We start from the raw sequence: 16833 nt of genomic DNA, 5'->3' as shown, positions 1-16833 counted from the left end.
TTTTATGAGGGACAAAAAACTGGGGGAGACAAATGATTGGAATGAGTTTGTTTAAAAATCGAAAATTGTTGATCAAGCTTTATCAAACTTTGTTAAATATATCTTTATTTCTACTGAGCCTGATTCTTGCGTATTTCCTTTTTAGAGAACTTTATTATATTTTTAACGACATTTTATTGGGAAATAAAAATGTTCATCAGATTTTTGGCAAAGTTTTAATATTTTTCTTATATTTTGGATTTATATCAATTATTGTTCAATATTTCAAAGAAAATTATCATTTTCCTATACGCTATCTTCTATATATCGGGATTACAGCTACAATTCGCTTTATTATTGTAAATAATGGGGAATCGGCCCATAATTTTTGGTTAGCAATTATTATTTTAGTACTAACAATTAGTTATATTATTTTACCTTTTGGGGAAAAGAGAAATAGTTGAATTGATCCTATATAGGAGCGGAAAAAGATTACTAAAAATAAATGAGTAGAATCTCATTTGGATATTAAACCAACCTTAAGGTTGAGTTAATGTAATTATACTTAGACGATAGTATTAATAGATCAACTTGAACAACCTGAACTTGAGCAACTCGAACTAGAACACGAAGAGTGAGAACTACTAGAACATGAAGAATGTGATGAACTAGAGCATGAAGAGTGCGAGTTATGATGATGACTATCACTCTTGCTTGAACAATCATTGGAACTTTCATTTAATGCAAACATAGAATTTGCAGTTAAAAAATGCTGAGTTAATATGCCCATCATCTGATTTTTTGCTAGAAGATGAACGTTTAGCTGAATTTGGGTAAGATTTTTGTGATGGGTGCTTAGTTATTTCTGCTGTTTTTCTAAGTACCTTAGTTCTTGCTTCTTCATTTTCTTTATTAACTAAAATTTTTTGAATTCCAGCAAACTCATTTAAAAACTTATTTTTAGTTTGTGAGTTAATATGAGATACGAAACTTAATGTTTGATTTGTGTTACTCGATAAATAGTCTAGAACCTTAGTGTTTTTATAATTAACAACTAGATTACCTAAAATATAGGTATTTACAGATGTCGTTTCAAACAGAGTATTATATAATAAATTGTAAACTGCTCTTGCATCGGTTTCATCGGTATTAGTTACATCATCTTTGTGAACATTTGGTTCATGGTGTATCATTTCACCACAAAAAGACTTGCAGAAGTTTTGATAACTTTTCGTAAATAAAATCATTTCGTGCCAGATTTTATCAACCTCTTGATTATACATTGGAACGTTTTCAAAGATTGCTGCCATTAAGAAAAAGCGTTTTAATTCTTTCTCAATAAAGGTATACTTTGCATTGCTCCAATCTTCTTTTTTCATAATTTTTTCTTTAACAATAGTAAGGAATTCCATGTTCCATGCGTTTTCTAGTCTAGAAACTAACGATAAATTAGCGAAGTTTGAATTTACCATTAAGTCGTTTGTATTAAACTGATCATAAAGATTGTTGTAGAATGCATTATCCTTTTTTAATTTCTTTTTAAAGAATCTTCCGAAAATTTTTTTCATATAAACCTCCTTTTATCAATTTTTAATACAATTATATAATAAAAAATAAACAAAAGAAGAAAATTGTTAAGATAAGGAAATACTGTGGATATTAACAAACCTTTCATAAGAAAAGATTTTGGGACAGGGATCCAATAGGAAGACTTATACATCATTAATAGTATGCTTTTCCTTAATTAACTTCGCATTTATTTCAATTAAATGCGAAGTTTTTTTGATCTGTAAAAATATGGTACAATCTATTTATTATTTACATTTTTTAAAGGCTAAATCTCCAGCGGAAATAGATGATTTCGAGCTGGTTTGTTTTTTAGTTCTAAAACGAGGTAATTATAAATTGATTGGAGGATTTCAGGAGATGACTCAAGAACAAGTAATACCAGTTGTATCAGGTCAAAGGATTACTCCATTTCTTACGTTTAGCGGTAATGCGGAGGAAGCTATGAATTATTATGTTCGTACTTTTCCGAATTCAAAGCTCGTTTCTCTTCGAAGGTTTACGAAAGATGACCGTGGAGTAGAAGGAAAAATACTAAATGGTATCATTGAAATTTTAGGACAGACTTTTATGGTTTTGGATATGGAAAAAGAATCTAGTCCAGAATTTAGTTGGGCAGTTTCCTTTTATTTAGAATGCAATGACAATGCGGAGTTTGATTTAATTTTTGACGGCTTAAAAGGTGATGGGAAAGTACTTATGGGGCCAGTAGAAATGAATGATTTTAGTAAGGTTACCTGGGTTACTGATTGTTTTGGTGTTACTTGGCAGCTAGTGTTAAGAAAAAAATCTTAAACAATCGGCGTATTATCCCTATTTCTGTTATTAATAGATGACAAAAGGACAAGTTTTCTTAAAAAATAATTTATCGGTAAATATTTTGAAGATTTCAACAAGTTTTAATAAAAAAATATTTTTTAAAAATAATAATCTGAAAATATTGAAGTTTACTAATTGTTGGCTTATAATGTAATTAGATACTAGTTTATTAGAGAATGTAAGTAAGAGGTATTAGCGAAATGGCAGAGCAAAATCAACGAATTGGTCGAACAGCTATGATGCTTGCTTTGACTAATCATGAAGAAGAATTAATGAAAAATGAAAACGTTGTATGGTGTGTAGGTAAGGTCGGTACAATGGATGCCCAAAAGGTCGTTGCTGCGATTGAAACCGCTGCCAAACAAAATGGTGTAATTAATGGAGCTCTATATAGAGAAGTTCATTCATTATATCATGCAACACTTGAAGCAATTCAAGGAGTAACAAGAGGTCATGTTCAATTAGGTGATGTTCTTAGAACAGTAGGACTTAGATTTGCTGTTGTTAGAGGAAAGCCTTATAAAAACGTGAACGAGGGTGACTGGATAGCAGTTGCACTATACGGAACGATTGGTGCTCCTATTAAAGGATCGGAGCATGAATCAGCAGGACTTGGCATTAATCACATATAATCGCCCATAGTTTATTAGATGATAGGGGGCTATGATTCGTAAGTTTATATTTACGTCTCATAGCCTCTTTCTGTGTTTTTTTGACAAAATTCGGAGGTGTTTTTTAATGGTAACTTTAACTGGTAATAGCTTAACAATGGAACAAATGAAAAGTATTTTATTCGAAATGGCGTATGTAAAAGCGAGTGAAGATAGCTTAGTTGCGGTAAAAGCATGTAGAGAAAAGGTTGAAGAAATCGTAAATAATGGCAAAGTCGTTTATGGTATCACAACAGGTTTCGGAAAATTTAGTGATGTATTAATTGAAAAAGAAAATGTTTCAACACTTCAATATAACTTAATAGCTTCACATGCATGTGGTGTTGGTGAACCGTTCCCTGAATTAGTTTCAAGAGCGATGCTAGTACTTCGTGCAAATACAATGTTAAAAGGTCACTCTGGTGTGCGTTTAGTAGTAGTTGAAAAATTACTTTCATTAATTAATGCTCAAATTCACCCAGTTATCCCATCTCAAGGATCATTAGGTGCAAGCGGAGACTTAGCTCCTTTATCTCACTTAGCTCTAGTTTTACTTGGTGAAGGTGAAGTTTTCTATAAAGGAAAACGTATGGAAACAGCAGAAGCTTTAGCAAAAGAAGGAATTTTACCAATTACTCTTGAAGCTAAAGAAGGTTTAGCTTTAATTAATGGTACTCAAGCAATGACAGCAATGGGCATTCTTACTTACCTTGAAGGTGAAGAGTTAGCTTATCAAAGTGAATTAATTTCTTCTATTACATTTGAAGCATTAAATGGTATCACAGATGTTTTTGATGAAAGAATCCATATTGCTCGTGGATATAAAGAACAAATTGAAGTAGCAGAACGTTACCGCAATATTTTAGCAACAAGCCAATTAACAACTAGACAAGGCGAAATCCGAGTTCAAGACGCTTATACATTAAGATGTATCCCTCAAGTTCATGGAGCAAGCTGGCAAGTTCTAAACTATGCAAAAGAGAAATTAGAAATTGAAATGAATGCAGCTACTGATAATCCATTAATATTCGGAGATGATGTATTCTCTGGTGGGAATTTCCATGGTCAACCAATCGCATTTGCAATGGACTTCTTTAAATTAGGTGTTGCTGAGTTAGCGAATATTTCAGAAAGACGTATTGAACGTTTAGTAAACCCACAATTAAATGATTTACCACCATTTTTAAGTCCAGAACCAGGATTACAATCTGGTGCAATGATTATGCAATACGTGGCAGCTGCATTAGTTTCTGAAAATAAAACATTAGCACATCCAGCAAGTGTTGACTCAATTCCTTCTTCAGCAAACCAAGAAGACCATGTAAGCATGGGGACAATCGGCGCACGTCATGCATACCAAATTCTACAAAACGCTAGAAGAGTTTTAGCAATCGAATGTATTTGTGCAATGCAAGGTGTTGAATATAAAGGAATTGAAAAAATGTCTGAAACAACTAGAAAGTTTATGGAAGATGCTCGTAAAACTGTTCCATCAATTACTAGAGATCGCGTATTCTCAAAAGACATTGAAAAATTAACAACTTATTTAAAAGAAAATTTCTTAGCAAAAAACTATACAAAACAAACACAAATATAAGAAGAGGTGGAATTAAAATGGAAATCACAAAAGGATCTTTAAAAGCGCCAAGAGGTACTGAATTAAACACTAAAGGTTGGATTCAAGAAGCAGCACTTCGTATGTTATTAAACAACTTAGATGAAGAAGTAGCAGAAAGACCAGAAGATTTAGTTGTATATGGTGGAATCGGTAAAGCTGCAAGAAACTGGGAAAGCTTTGATGCAATCATTGAATCATTAAAGAAATTAGAGAGCGATGAAACATTATTAGTTCAATCAGGTAAACCTGTTGCAGTTTTTAAATCTCACGAAGATGCACCACGAGTTTTATTAGCAAACTCAAACTTAGTTCCAAAATGGGCAACTTGGGAACACTTTCGTGAATTAGATGAAAAAGGCTTAATGATGTACGGCCAAATGACTGCTGGTAGCTGGATTTACATCGGTACTCAAGGGATTTTACAAGGTACTTATGAAACATTTGGTGAAGCTGCTAAACAACATTTCGGTGGAAGCTTAAAAGGTACAATTACAATTACTGCAGGTCTTGGTGGTATGGGTGGAGCTCAACCTCTAGCTGTAACAATGAATGGTGGAGTTGTAATCGGTATTGATGTAGATGAAACTAGAATTCAACGTCGTATTGACACTAGATATTGTGACGTATTAACTCACGATTTAGAGGAAGCATTACAACTTGCAACTGAAGCTAAAAATGAAGGAAGAGCTTTAGCAATCGGCTTAGTAGGTAATGCTGCTGAAATTTTACCTCAATTAGTTGAACGTAATTTTGTACCAGATTTAATTACTGACCAAACTTCAGCACATGATCCATTAAATGGTTATTTACCAATCGGCATGACAATTGAAGAAGGAAAGAAACTTCGTATTGAAAATCCAGATGAAGTAATTAAACGTGCAAAACATAGTATGGCAGTGCATGTTGAAGCAATTTTAGCGATGCAACAACGTGGTGCAATCGCATTTGATTACGGTAATAACATTCGTCAAGTTGCATTGGATGAGGGCGTTAAAAATGCATTTGATTTCCCTGGTTTCGTACCTGCATTTATTCGTCCATTATTCTGTGAAGGTAAAGGTCCTTTCCGTTGGGTAGCACTTTCTGGTGATCCAGAAGATATTTACAAAACAGATGAAGTCATTTTACGTGAATTTGCTGATAACGAGCATTTATGTAACTGGATCCGTATGGCTCGTGAAAAGGTTGCATTCCAAGGTTTACCATCACGTATTTGTTGGTTAGGCTACGGTGAGCGTGCTAAATTCGGTAAAATCATTAACGAAATGGTTAAAAATGGCGAATTAAAAGCTCCAATCGTAATCGGTCGTGACCACTTAGATTGTGGATCAGTAGCATCTCCAAATCGTGAAACAGAAAGCATGAAAGATGGTAGTGATGCAGTAGCTGACTGGCCAATCCTAAATGCACTTATTAATGGTGTAAATGGCGCAAGTTGGGTAAGTGTACACCACGGTGGTGGAGTAGGTATGGGTTACTCTTTACATGCTGGTATGGTAATCGTTGCTGATGGTACAGATGCAGCTGCAAAACGTATTGAAAGAGTATTAACTTCAGATCCAGGAATGGGTGTAGTTCGTCACGTTGATGCAGGTTATGATTTAGCTGTTGAGACTGCGAAAGCAAAAGGCGTAAACATCCCAATGATGAAGTAGGTGTTAGAATTGAAAGCAGATATTCTATTAACAAATATTGGTCAATTATTAACGATGGATCATGGTGATGGTCCAATTCATGGAAAAGACATGAGTAATCTTCCTGTTCTAGAAAATGCAGAAATTGCATGGAAAGATGGGCAAATTATTTATATCGGACAAATGAACGAACAGAAAATTGATGCAAAAGAAGTAATTGATTGCCTGGGAAAACTAGTCACTCCAGGATTAGTTGACCCTCATACTCACGTGGTCTTTGGAGGATCACGTGAGCATGAAGTTAGTTTGAAATTACAAGGTGCTTCTTATTTAGAAATATTAGAAATGGGTGGCGGGATCCATTCTACTGTAGGTCAAACCAAATTAGCATCTCATGACGATTTAAAAAAGAAAACGATTCATCACTTAAACAGAATGCTTTCATTCGGTGTAACAACAGTTGAAGCAAAAAGTGGTTATGGACTTGATGAAGAAACTGAATTAAAACAACTTCGAGTTGCGAAGGAATTACAAGCAGAGCATGATATTGATTTAGTTTCAACTTTCTTAGGTGCGCATGCAGTACCAAAGGAGTATAAAGGAAATGAAGAAGCTTTCTTAGAAAAAATGATTTCTTTATTAGATGTTATTAAAGAGGAAGAACTTGCTGAATTTGTAGATGTATTCGCTGAAACAGGTGTATTTTCAGTTGAGCAATCAAGAGAATTTTTATTAAAAGCACAAGAACAAGGCTTTAAAGTTAAAATTCATGCCGATGAAATAGATCCTCTAGGTGGCACTGAAATGGCAGCTGAAATTGGCGCTATTTCCGCTGATCATCTTTGTGGAGCATCTGAAAAAGGTGTAGAAATGCTTGGTAAGAGCAATACAATCGGTGTTATTTTACCGGGAACTACTTTCTATTTGAATAAACCTGAATTTGCGCCTGCAAGAGCAATGATTGAAAATAATGTAGCAGTTTCATTAGCAACTGATTTTAACCCAGGAAGCTGCCCAACTGAAAATTTACAATTAATCATGACAATTGCAATGCTTAAACTAAAAATGACGCCTGAAGAAATTTGGAATGCCGTTACGATTAACTCATCATACGCAATTAATCGTGGAGACCAAGCTGGTAAATTAAAAATTGGTCGTAAGGCAGATGTTGTTATTTGGAATGTACCAAACTATACTTATGTACCTTACCATTTTGGTGTAAATCATGTAGAATCAGTATTTAAGAATGGTAAATTAGTAGTAAGTAGGGGTGAACACGATGTCGCTATCACATCTTAAAAAAGCAGGAGATGCAATTTTCATTGATTCAAAAGTCACAAAAGCAAATGAAATCATCTCTGCATGGAATGGAACTGAAGCATCAAATTTCTCAATTATCGGTGTACCATTATCTAAAACATCAATTAGTCATTCAGGCGCAAGCTTCGCACCTGCTTCAATTCGAAAAATGCTAAGTAGCTACAGTACTTATCATATTGAAGACCAAATTGATTTAAAGGATTTCAAGGTAACTGATTTTGGTGATATTACGATGCATGTGACTGATTTTGAAGAGTCTAGAAATCGTATTAGATCTACAATCTCTGAATTGCTAGGTCAATATAAAGAAACGATGCCAATCATTTTAGGTGGGGATCACGGCATTAGTTTTCCATGCATTTCAGCTTTTGCAAAAGAACGAGGAACAGTAGGAGTTATCCAATTTGATGCTCATCATGACTTAAGAAATACTGAAGATGGTGGACGTTCTAACGGTACACCTTTCCGTAGTTTGATTGATGAAGGTATTCTAAAAGGTGAACATTTAGTTCAAATTGGAATCCGAAATTTTTCAAATAGTGCTCCATACACTGAATTCGGTGTAAATAACGGAGTAACAATCTATTCAATGCGCGATGTTCGCGAATTAGGAATCTCAAAAATTATTAAAGAGAGCATCAATCATTTAGTAGACAAAGTAGATGCAATTTACATTAGCCTAGATATGGACGTATTAGACCAAGCCTTTGCTCCTGGTTGCCCAGCAATTGGTCCTGGAGGAATGGACAGTCAAACTCTATTAGATGGCATCTGTTATTTAGCATCTCATCCAAAAGTAAGTGGAATGGATATTGTTGAGCTTGACCCAACAATCGATTTCCGTGATATGACAAGCAGAATCGCAGCACATGTTATCTTAAATTTTCTTGTTGAGAAGGTTAAACTGTTAAATAAGTAAAATGTGAAACTCGTAAACTTAGTTGTTTGCGAGTTTTTTTTGCTTTGTATGGGCAGGGGGGTATATAAGATTGTGTTATGTGGGAATAAGAGATTTGAGACTGTAAATAGAATTGATAAAAATGGAAGTGAGAGATCCTAGGGTGCAAATAAAGTTTGAGGTGCAAATAAGCGGTGTGTGATTATAAATAAAATTTGTAAAAGTGCAAATAAGAGCTCCCGATGCAAATAAAGTTCGAAATGCAAATAGGAGATGTGTGACTGCAAATAAAATTGGTAAAAGTGCAAGTAAGAGTGCCCAAGCTGCAAATAAAGTTCGCAGTGCAAATAAAAATAAAGAAACTGCAATTAAAATTGGCAAAAGGACAATTAAAAACTAACAAAACTTCAATTAAAATTGTGACAAGTGCAAATAAAATTATCCAAAGTGCAATTAAAGTTAGAATACACGTTCTAAAATAGCAAAACATGATGTTTTTAGTTCTTTTAAACTAAAATATCGATATTTGATAGCTCTAAGCCTGCTTGTTATAATCAAAATAAGAACAAGTATTCGATTTCATTATAAGTGAGGGTTATAAGATTAAAAAATGTCTAAACGAAAGTAGGAGGAACAGTTTTGTCAAATAGCATAAAACAAAGAAAAATAATTTTAGATTTAGCGGTTACATTAGATGGTTTTATAGAAGGAAAAAACGGAGAAGTTGATTGGTGCATAATGGATCCTGAAATGGAATTCACAAATTTCTTGAATCAAATAGATACTATTTTATATGGTCGAAAAAGCTATGATTTATGGGGAAATTATATTCCAAGTATAGATGACTCAGAATCTGATAAAGAAATGTGGAATTTAGTTCATAGCAAGGAAAAATATGTGTTTTCCAGAAATCAATCAAAAGATGAAAATAAAGCAACATTTATAAATGAAAATATAATTGAAGAAGTAAATAAATTGAAGGAAAAGCAAGGTAAAGACATTTGGTTGTATGGCGGATCAAGCCTTATTACATCATTTATAAATTTAGGGCTAGTAGATGAATTTAGATTATCAATTCATCCCGTTATATTGGGAGAAGGAAAACCTTTGTTTGTTGACATAAAAGAGAGAAAGAATTTAATCATGATGAATACTAGAACGTTTTCTTCTGGAGTTGTGCAGGTAATCTATCATTTGAATGAAGAGTAAGTTTGTTAAGGGCTCTATTTATATTTGGAATTATGCAGTAATTATTTTAATTAAATCTAGTAGAAAATAATCGTGTCATAAAAGATGATTATTTAAAAAGTGATCTTTTAGATTTGTTTATTTTCTTATGCAACTAACTGGCAGTTTAGTGTAATAGAGTGAGGCGGATTGTTTTGAGGCAATTTTAGTGGAACATGATGAATTCCTCAACAAATTAAATATGAAAGGTACATTAGGTGGAATCTTTGCAATCGAATTAAAACCCTTGCACTATAATGCAAGGGTTAAATAATTAGTCGGGTAAGGTAGTATCAGTGGTAGTTCCTTCTTTATTTTCAGTATTTACATTCAAAAATGTGGCTTTCACTCTTTTTGATACATGAAAATATGGTACCAAAATTACTGCAGATATGATAGGAATACTGTAACGAAAAAGATCATAACCTGTTATATTCGAATATATACTTATCTCGAAAACTGTAATTAGAAGTCCCAAAACTGCTTCGCTAATTAACCAGATAATCATAACTTTCGGAAACAATCGACTTTTTTTAAACATCAATACGAGAAGAATTATAGGTACTATTACCAGAAGGATACTATCGACAGAAGCAATAATAAATCCGGTAGCCCATAAAGTGTAATCGGGTTTAATTAAATAGGACCAATATTTGGGTAGTGTATAGGTTAATATTACAAGGGTATAAAGTGTAGAATAAATGAATCTTATAATTAAACCAATCATAATTAAAATTAACCAACCACCTATTCCTTTGTACTTTGGTTTATTACTCAATCCTTTATTTTCCATAAACCCCCACCTATTTTACATTTTTGAAACTAAAAAAGTTGTTTATTGGATATAGAATTTGGAAAATGGTAACTGCCCCAAAATTGATCAAAAATCTTCAACTTAATTTAATTTTAAATTGAGAAGGTGATTTACTTTATTGATAAAGCCTCTTGCTAATTTATATGATAATAAAGCAGGTCTAATTCGTTTCTAATATTGATTACTAATTTAACGCAGTGCGTTAGTTCTATAAGAAACAAAAAAAGAACTTCAAAAATGAAGTTCTTTTTTAAATTTTAAAGACTTTGTTAAATAATACAGAATTCAAGAGGATTTCCGTTTTCCCCCAAGTTAAAGAAGTTAATTTTCACTTGAAATGTTTATTTTTATTTATGTTATGAGTAAATATTACTTTATTTCAATGTCTCGGCATTTTTTATTGAGTAATATTATATAATTTTACGTCGAAAATATACTATTCATTTTATAATTTCCCCCAATTTACGTAAAATTTTAAAAATATTACACTAATATTATTAAAGTTTCGTTTAATGATTTTTAAAAAAATGGTGACTATTAGAACTATTTACTTAAAAGGTATTTAAACTTAAGGAGGCACAGCAAAAAAAATATTAATGGTTTTGGCTTGCACACTTTTTTTATTTAGTTGTTCAACGAAAACAAAAACTGAGAGTAAAATTTGTCAAACAGTCGCAATTGTAGGCGTTACATCCTTTAATACTATTATTTATTCGATAGATAACGATAGTAAATTAATCAAGTCTGTTAAAAAAGGGTTTGAAACAAATAAATCCCAAAACGAACAAATCGAAACACCTGATTTAACACTTACATTTATTAATGATGATGGTAAGAAAGAGGAGTTTCAAGTAAATTACAACCAAAGTATCTATTCGTACAAGGGTAACGTTTACAAACTTGGTTCAAAAACAACAAATTTACTTCAAGAGCAATTAATGAATTAACAAAGTAGATCTATATTTAATATTAATAGCTTAAACTAAGAAGCTGAGCGATCAGCACCTATTTCACTATTGCAGTTTAGTTCATTAAGAAAAGGAAAAGTGTTAATAAATCTTCTGAATATAGAGAGTAATAACAGCATAGGAGTGTTTATGAAAAAACGATACTTTTTAACATTGAATCTAACATTCTTTCTTTTTATGTCTGCATGTACATTAATGAATACCAGCAACGAAACGGATCAATCGAAAACATTAGGTGTTAAACAAACGAAAATGATTAAGAATTGGGATATTAAAGTAACTCCAAGACTAAATCATAAAAAATGGGTTTATGATACGTCGATTACGTATTTGGGAGAAAAAAATGTACTTCACTTAACTGTATCGAATTACGATAAAACAAAACTAGAATATGAGAACGTGAGTCCTCAAACACCTCTAGAAACATTTGGAAGTTACGATTATGAAGAAAGCATTTACTCCAAAAAAATAGTCATTTATCGTTTACGTTAAAATGGAGTGAGGGTAACAACAGAGTTTATACTGAAGTTGCTGAATTTAATGTGAAACCCCAAAATTAAGAAGGATGATTGAAGTAGTTGAACTCACGCTAGCGTTAGTTCAACAACTATGGACTGCTTCGGTAGTCCATTTTTTATTAGTTGAATTACGATGAAGGTATTGATGCCTTATTAATGAGTATAAATAATAAGTTATTTTTCTTCTTCAAAAATCTGTAAAAATGAAATACGAGGAGAGAAGTATGAAAAAAAGTACAAAGATTATTATTCTGGTCGTAGTCGGAATCGTGATGTTATTTCTAGGCATTGTGACATGGTTTTTTCCCTATTCATTTTTCAGTGTAAATAAATCGGTAACGTATGATCCGTATAACGTTGCTGTGAAAGACTATGAAAAGGGGATAGATGATTTCAAAAAGAACTATGAAATAGATAAACAAACACAATCGATTCTTAATATGTATGAACAAACATGGTTACTCAGTGAGAATAAGGTACGTATGAAATACGAAGATCTTGGTGGTATGTTAAATAAAGTGCAAGTGGCGAGAAAAAAATTGCGTCAAATAAATTTAGGAACCATTTCACCACAAGAAAAAGAAAATCGAAGCATCATTATTGGTAATTGTGACGTATTCGAAAAATGGATTGAAGACATAAAGAAACATAAGACAGATTCAAAAATGAAAATTAACAGGGAATATCAAAGTATGATGGCAGGTTACATTACTAGTTTTCAGATTTTTGTTGAATTCTATGAGATATATGAAAAAGATAATCAAAACACTGAATAAAATCGTGCATTTTTTTGTGGCAGTTGTTCAATTAACGCATGCGTTTGTTGAACAGCTACGGACTACTTAGGTAGTCCATTTTTATTACAATAGGAGATACATATGCTTGGAATTTTAAGGTAGTTATTCTTTAGATTTGAAAATAAAAGCTTCTATTCTGACTTAAAAGAATGATAATTCACAGACTTAGTAAAAATAAAAACTAGGTTGGTAGTCTAGAATAAGTTTTCTTAAAAACAGACAAAAACATAAAATTAAAACCATTTGGTTATGGTGAGTTGACAGTTTCGTTCATATCAATTCAATAATAACAAGGACTTCTAAATGAACTAATTCAATACTTAAAGGATTTTTGAATAAATGATTTTCGATAGATAATACTAATTAATAAAAGTATTCTTAGTCGTAGGTGGTAGAATGTACTCGTCATCAATAGAGGCTGATTTCTCTAAACAACTCGAACGAAAATTCAAACTTGCAAGTGACTTTCAAAAAAGACAATTAGTAGATGATAGTGTAACAATCTATTATTTAAATACAGTTGTAAAGACAGATGACATTCAAAAATACATCATTGAACCGCTTCAACAAAATTTACCGAATAGTTATAAAAATACTAACATGAAGGAACAAATTCCATCTATAATACCTGCACTGAATTGCAAGACAGTTAGCACTTACAAAGAAATTGAAAATGCTATAACTAACGGATACACATTCATTTCATTTAAAGGAAAAGTATCGGGAATATTAGTGGCTACACAGGATTGGAAAGAACGTGGTATTCAAGAAGTTTTTGGTGAACGTTCAATGAAAGGTCCAGTAATTGGTTTCACTGAAAAAATAAATTCGAATTTAAATATCATTAGAAGTATTTTAAAAACCCCAGAACTAGCAATTGAAACCAATTCATATGGCTCAATCTCTAAAACAGACGTTTCTATCGTTTATTTAAATGGTTTAGTTGATAAAAATGTTTTAAAAAAAGTAAAAGAACGGATATCAAAATTAACTACAAACTATATATTAGAGTCTAGAATTGTAGAAGAAGCAATCGAAGGAAAACGTACATTTGTAGACCTTATAATGACAACTGAGAGGATTGACACCGCTTCGTCAGCGATATTAGAAGGAAAAGTTATTGTGTTTGTTGATGGAAATCCACATGCTATAATTGCTCCTGCTCTTTTTGTTGATTTTTTCCAATCAGCAGATGATTTCCATTCTAAATATGGAAAGGGAATCAATCGATTAATTAGATTTGCTGGTTTTTTTATTGCTATATTTCTTCCAGGAATATATGTAACATTGGATAAATTTTATAGTAATAGTTTTAGTAAAAAAATTCAGGAAGAAGTTTTCAAAGATGATCTTTTACCTACGCACGCAGAAGTTTTAATTTTATTAATTTTGCTAAAAATATTAGTAGATTTGGTAGCTAGAGCTCCTAAAAATATGATTTTACTTCTTACTTTGATTGCAACTATTTCCATCGGTGATGCTTCTATTTCAGCCGATTTTTTACATCCAGCAAGTTTAGTTATAACTAGCCTAAGTGTTTTACTTGGTTACCCTGTAGCTATAAGAGGACAAACTAGTGCGATATTTACATTAAGGATTTTATATATTACAGTTGGATATTTTACTGGATTTCAAGGTATGATGATTTTAACTACAGCAATAATTATATATTTTTCTCAATTAGACTCTGTTGGTGTTCCTTTTCTTTCTCCAATTATCCCTTTTAGACCTAATGAGTTTCAAGACATTTTCTTCAGAAGTAATTTGAAAAAATTGAACAACAAAATACATTCTTTTCCGAATAAAGAGTTCAATAAAAAGTAGTGTAATTCACATATGGATTTGCACTGCTTTTTTGTATTTAAAAGATACTTTGGAAAATTAAGTTAAAAAGGATGATTATATGCAAATTGATTTTGTTTGGAAAGCAGTGCTAATTGTTATCATGGGAACGCTTTTATTAAGAGTAGCTGGAAGAAACTCTATTTCTAAATTGACAATTTCTGAACTTGTTTTAATGAGTTCAATTGGTCCATTTTTTTTGTACTAACTTCCACTAAAATTTAATATAATTATCATTTGAAATACACTTCAAAGTTAAAAATGTGTGATTTTTAAAAAAATAGCGACTCGTGATCTTGAGGAACTAACGCATGAGTTAGTTGCCAAATATCTGAGAGCTGATCAGGCTCATTATTTACTATTTGGTATTTTAGTTGAACAAAAAAGGATTTTTCATATGAAACATATAATATAAAATTATTAGGTTAGTTAATATAAAGTGTGAACTTGTAAGAGTTGCGAATATGTATAGTCAAGAGGAAAGAGAATGGTATTTTAACAATATCGTCAAAAAGTTAAAGGGATCAGATTTGATTGAGGGAATCGTCCAAATAGGATCTGGTGTAATTGGATATAAAGTTGAGTATTCTGATATTGATTTAATGATATCGACAGCAGATGATGTAGTGTGTGCGACAAAAATCGTTGATCAATCACTTTGTGAATTAGGTACTTTTTTTATTAAAAAGGTCACTCTCCGAAAAGATATCTATTTGCTCATTGCCTTTCTAGAAAGCGGACTCGAATTCAATGTATCTGTATTAGCGACAAAAGACTTAAACGTGAAATCGACTTTGTGGAAAATTATTTTAATAATGAATTGTTTTCCAATTAGGAGGAGTCCAAATGTGGGATATATCTTCGGTAGAAGAAATGATTTTTTATAGTATACAGAATTCTTTAAGAAATAAATTGCAAAGGTGAAGATGATTGTATGATTAATTATAAAGTGGCACCAATGATTGAAACAAAAAGACTTATTTTAAGAAAAATGGAAATGAATGATGCAAATAGAATGTTTGACTTCATATTCTCAGACCATCGCGTAATGGATAATTTAATTAAAGGACCACATAAAACGATTTCCGAAACAATCAATCGACTGACTGAAATTACTAAACAATATGAAAGCGATAAGTTTTGTTATTGGGGAATTGTCCTAAAGGAAAGTGGGGAATTAATCGGAACGATTGACCTTTATAATATCAATGAAGATACCGAAAATTGTGAGGTTGGATACGACATAGGTTTTAATTGGTGGAATCAGGGCTATGGAACAGAAGCATTACAGGCAGTTGTTGAATTTGCATTCCGCTTTATGAATATTCATAAGATATCGGCAACACATGGAATTGATAACCCTGCATCGGGTAAAATTATGTTAAAAGTAGGGATGAAACGAGAAGGCATTATTAGACATATGGTTCGAAAAAATAATCAATACAAGGATTGCGGAATCTACGGCATTCTCCAACAGGAGTACTTTCAAATGAATTTGACTAATCAAAGACCAATATTAAACAAAATAGAATAAGCGTCTTTTCCACGAAATTTTCGTTTCCAGCAAGTAGCAACTTAAGTATCTATTGAGGAATTGTTATTGAAAATAACGCATACATTAGTTGTACAACGATAGACTGCTTCGATAATATCCCCCAATAGTAGACTACCTATCCTTATTATCGGATGGGCTTTTTTGTGTGTCTACTATAAGGGGATAATATCATTCGGTGGTCTTTTTTTGTTGCACTAACTGGCAGTTTAGTTGCATAAGAATATAGAAGAATTTACAAAGAGTATATTGCTATATAAGCTAGGTAAAATGGGAGTGAGAGGTTGAAAAAAAAAACAATCATAATAATTGTATTTTCTTCTATCCTATTACTTGCGGGTGTTGTTTTCTATACATTTGTTCAATACAGTAACCCAATTCAAATTGATGGGATTTCTACTAACACAAAGGTAGAAGGAAAAAAGGAAGTCGTTTTTCAAATTTTTAACAAAGGTCTTAGACAGATAACCATAAAAGAAGTCACTGTAAATCATGGAAAAAAACCAAATGGATTGGCACTTGGGATAAGTTATAGTGGATTGTTAGTGCAGCCTGTTACTGGTGATCCAAGGACTAAGTTTATGAAAATTGGCGCAGTACCCGTTTATCCTAGGTTAAATCCAAACGAAAT

At 32.1% G+C, this 16833-nt stretch carries 19 protein-coding genes; 17 read left to right on the top strand and 2 right to left on the bottom strand.

Annotated elements, in window-relative coordinates; genetic code table 11:
• Nucleotides 1-32 precede the first annotated feature (32 nt).
• Nucleotides 33-443 carry a phosphate-starvation-inducible protein PsiE gene (locus tag EP747_RS22030; protein ID WP_129692149.1) on the top strand — a complete coding sequence of 137 codons (411 nt, stop codon included), beginning with the start codon at nt 33-35 and terminating at the stop codon, nt 441-443.
• A 270-nt stretch (nt 444-713) separates the two neighbouring features.
• On the opposite strand, the gene EP747_RS22020 is transcribed toward EP747_RS22030, so the two are convergent.
• Nucleotides 714-1547, bottom strand: a complete 834-nt coding sequence (locus EP747_RS22020) for a hypothetical protein (protein ID WP_129692147.1) — start codon at nt 1545-1547, stop codon at nt 714-716.
• 358 nt (nt 1548-1905) lie between these two features.
• Here EP747_RS22020 and EP747_RS22015 point away from each other — a divergent pair, with 358 nt between their 5' ends.
• From EP747_RS22015 to EP747_RS21985, 8 genes are all read left to right on the top strand, one after another.
• Nucleotides 1906-2340 carry a VOC family protein gene (locus EP747_RS22015; RefSeq protein ID WP_129692146.1) on the top strand — a complete coding sequence of 145 codons (435 nt, stop codon included), beginning with the start codon at nt 1906-1908 and terminating at the stop codon, nt 2338-2340.
• 224 nt (nt 2341-2564) lie between these two features.
• Nucleotides 2565-2996 (top strand): hut operon transcriptional regulator HutP, encoded by a 432-nt coding sequence (hutP, locus tag EP747_RS22010; RefSeq protein ID WP_129692145.1) that lies wholly within the window; start codon nt 2565-2567, stop codon nt 2994-2996.
• Between the two features lie 106 nt (nt 2997-3102).
• Nucleotides 3103-4611, top strand: coding sequence for a histidine ammonia-lyase (hutH, locus tag EP747_RS22005; protein ID WP_129692144.1), 1509 nt, complete (start codon nt 3103-3105; stop codon nt 4609-4611).
• Between the two features lie 17 nt (nt 4612-4628).
• Nucleotides 4629-6287, top strand: coding sequence for a urocanate hydratase (gene hutU, locus EP747_RS22000; protein WP_129692143.1), 1659 nt, complete (start codon nt 4629-4631; stop codon nt 6285-6287).
• Between the two features lie 54 nt (nt 6288-6341).
• Nucleotides 6342-7565 carry an imidazolonepropionase gene (gene hutI, locus EP747_RS21995; protein ID WP_213083856.1) on the top strand — a complete coding sequence of 408 codons (1224 nt, stop codon included), beginning with the start codon at nt 6342-6344 and terminating at the stop codon, nt 7563-7565.
• Nucleotides 7546-8505 carry a formimidoylglutamase gene (gene hutG, locus EP747_RS21990; protein WP_129692141.1) on the top strand — a complete coding sequence of 320 codons (960 nt, stop codon included), beginning with the start codon at nt 7546-7548 and terminating at the stop codon, nt 8503-8505. The genes hutI and hutG overlap by 20 nt, the downstream gene beginning before the upstream one ends.
• A 256-nt stretch (nt 8506-8761) precedes the next feature.
• The gene (locus EP747_RS25150; RefSeq protein ID WP_268895682.1) at nt 8762-8884 is read left to right on the top strand and encodes a hypothetical protein; all 123 of its coding nucleotides are present in this window, start codon (nt 8762-8764) and stop codon (nt 8882-8884) included.
• 239 nt (nt 8885-9123) lie between these two features.
• Complete coding sequence (locus EP747_RS21985) at nt 9124-9693, top strand: dihydrofolate reductase family protein (RefSeq protein WP_129692140.1); 570 nt, start codon at nt 9124-9126, stop codon at nt 9691-9693.
• 292 nt (nt 9694-9985) lie between these two features.
• Here the strand turns inward: EP747_RS21985 and EP747_RS21980 are convergent, their stop codons facing one another.
• Nucleotides 9986-10504: a DUF2569 family protein gene (locus EP747_RS21980; protein ID WP_129692139.1), complete on the bottom strand. Its 519-nt coding sequence runs from the start codon at nt 10502-10504 to the stop codon at nt 9986-9988.
• Between the two features lie 617 nt (nt 10505-11121).
• Between EP747_RS21980 and EP747_RS21975 the strand changes: the two genes are divergently transcribed.
• The 8 genes from EP747_RS21975 to EP747_RS21945 all read left to right on the top strand — a co-directional run.
• On the top strand, nt 11122-11472 hold the full coding sequence (locus EP747_RS21975) for a hypothetical protein (RefSeq protein WP_129692138.1): 351 nt from the start codon (nt 11122-11124) through the stop codon (nt 11470-11472).
• Between the two features lie 150 nt (nt 11473-11622).
• Entirely contained in the window at nt 11623-11985 is a 363-nt protein-coding gene (locus tag EP747_RS21970) for a hypothetical protein (protein WP_129692137.1), read from the top strand.
• Between the two features lie 250 nt (nt 11986-12235).
• Nucleotides 12236-12787, top strand: a complete 552-nt coding sequence (locus EP747_RS21965; RefSeq protein ID WP_129692136.1) for a hypothetical protein — start codon at nt 12236-12238, stop codon at nt 12785-12787.
• A 417-nt stretch (nt 12788-13204) separates the two neighbouring features.
• Nucleotides 13205-14632, top strand: coding sequence for a spore germination protein (locus EP747_RS21960; protein WP_129692135.1), 1428 nt, complete (start codon nt 13205-13207; stop codon nt 14630-14632).
• Nucleotides 14633-14711: 79 nt separating this feature from the next.
• A complete protein-coding gene (locus EP747_RS24415) occupies nt 14712-14858 on the top strand; it encodes a hypothetical protein (RefSeq protein WP_165347213.1) in 147 nt (48 codons plus the stop codon).
• A 256-nt stretch (nt 14859-15114) separates the two neighbouring features.
• Entirely contained in the window at nt 15115-15537 is a 423-nt protein-coding gene (locus EP747_RS21955; RefSeq protein WP_129692134.1) for a hypothetical protein, read from the top strand.
• 47 nt (nt 15538-15584) lie between these two features.
• The gene (locus tag EP747_RS21950) at nt 15585-16184 is read left to right on the top strand and encodes a GNAT family N-acetyltransferase (protein WP_129692133.1); all 600 of its coding nucleotides are present in this window, start codon (nt 15585-15587) and stop codon (nt 16182-16184) included.
• A gap of 302 nt (nt 16185-16486) precedes the next feature.
• A partial coding sequence (locus tag EP747_RS21945; RefSeq protein ID WP_165347212.1) for a hypothetical protein occupies nt 16487-16833 on the top strand: 347 nt, incomplete at its 3' end.

Source organism: Gottfriedia acidiceleris, from assembly GCF_004138285.1.
Taxonomy (GTDB): Bacteria; Bacillota; Bacilli; order Bacillales; family Bacillaceae_G; genus Gottfriedia; species Gottfriedia acidiceleris_A.
The sequence above is the reverse complement of the archived record's forward strand: the minus strand, read 5'-3'. Positions and strand labels throughout refer to the sequence as shown.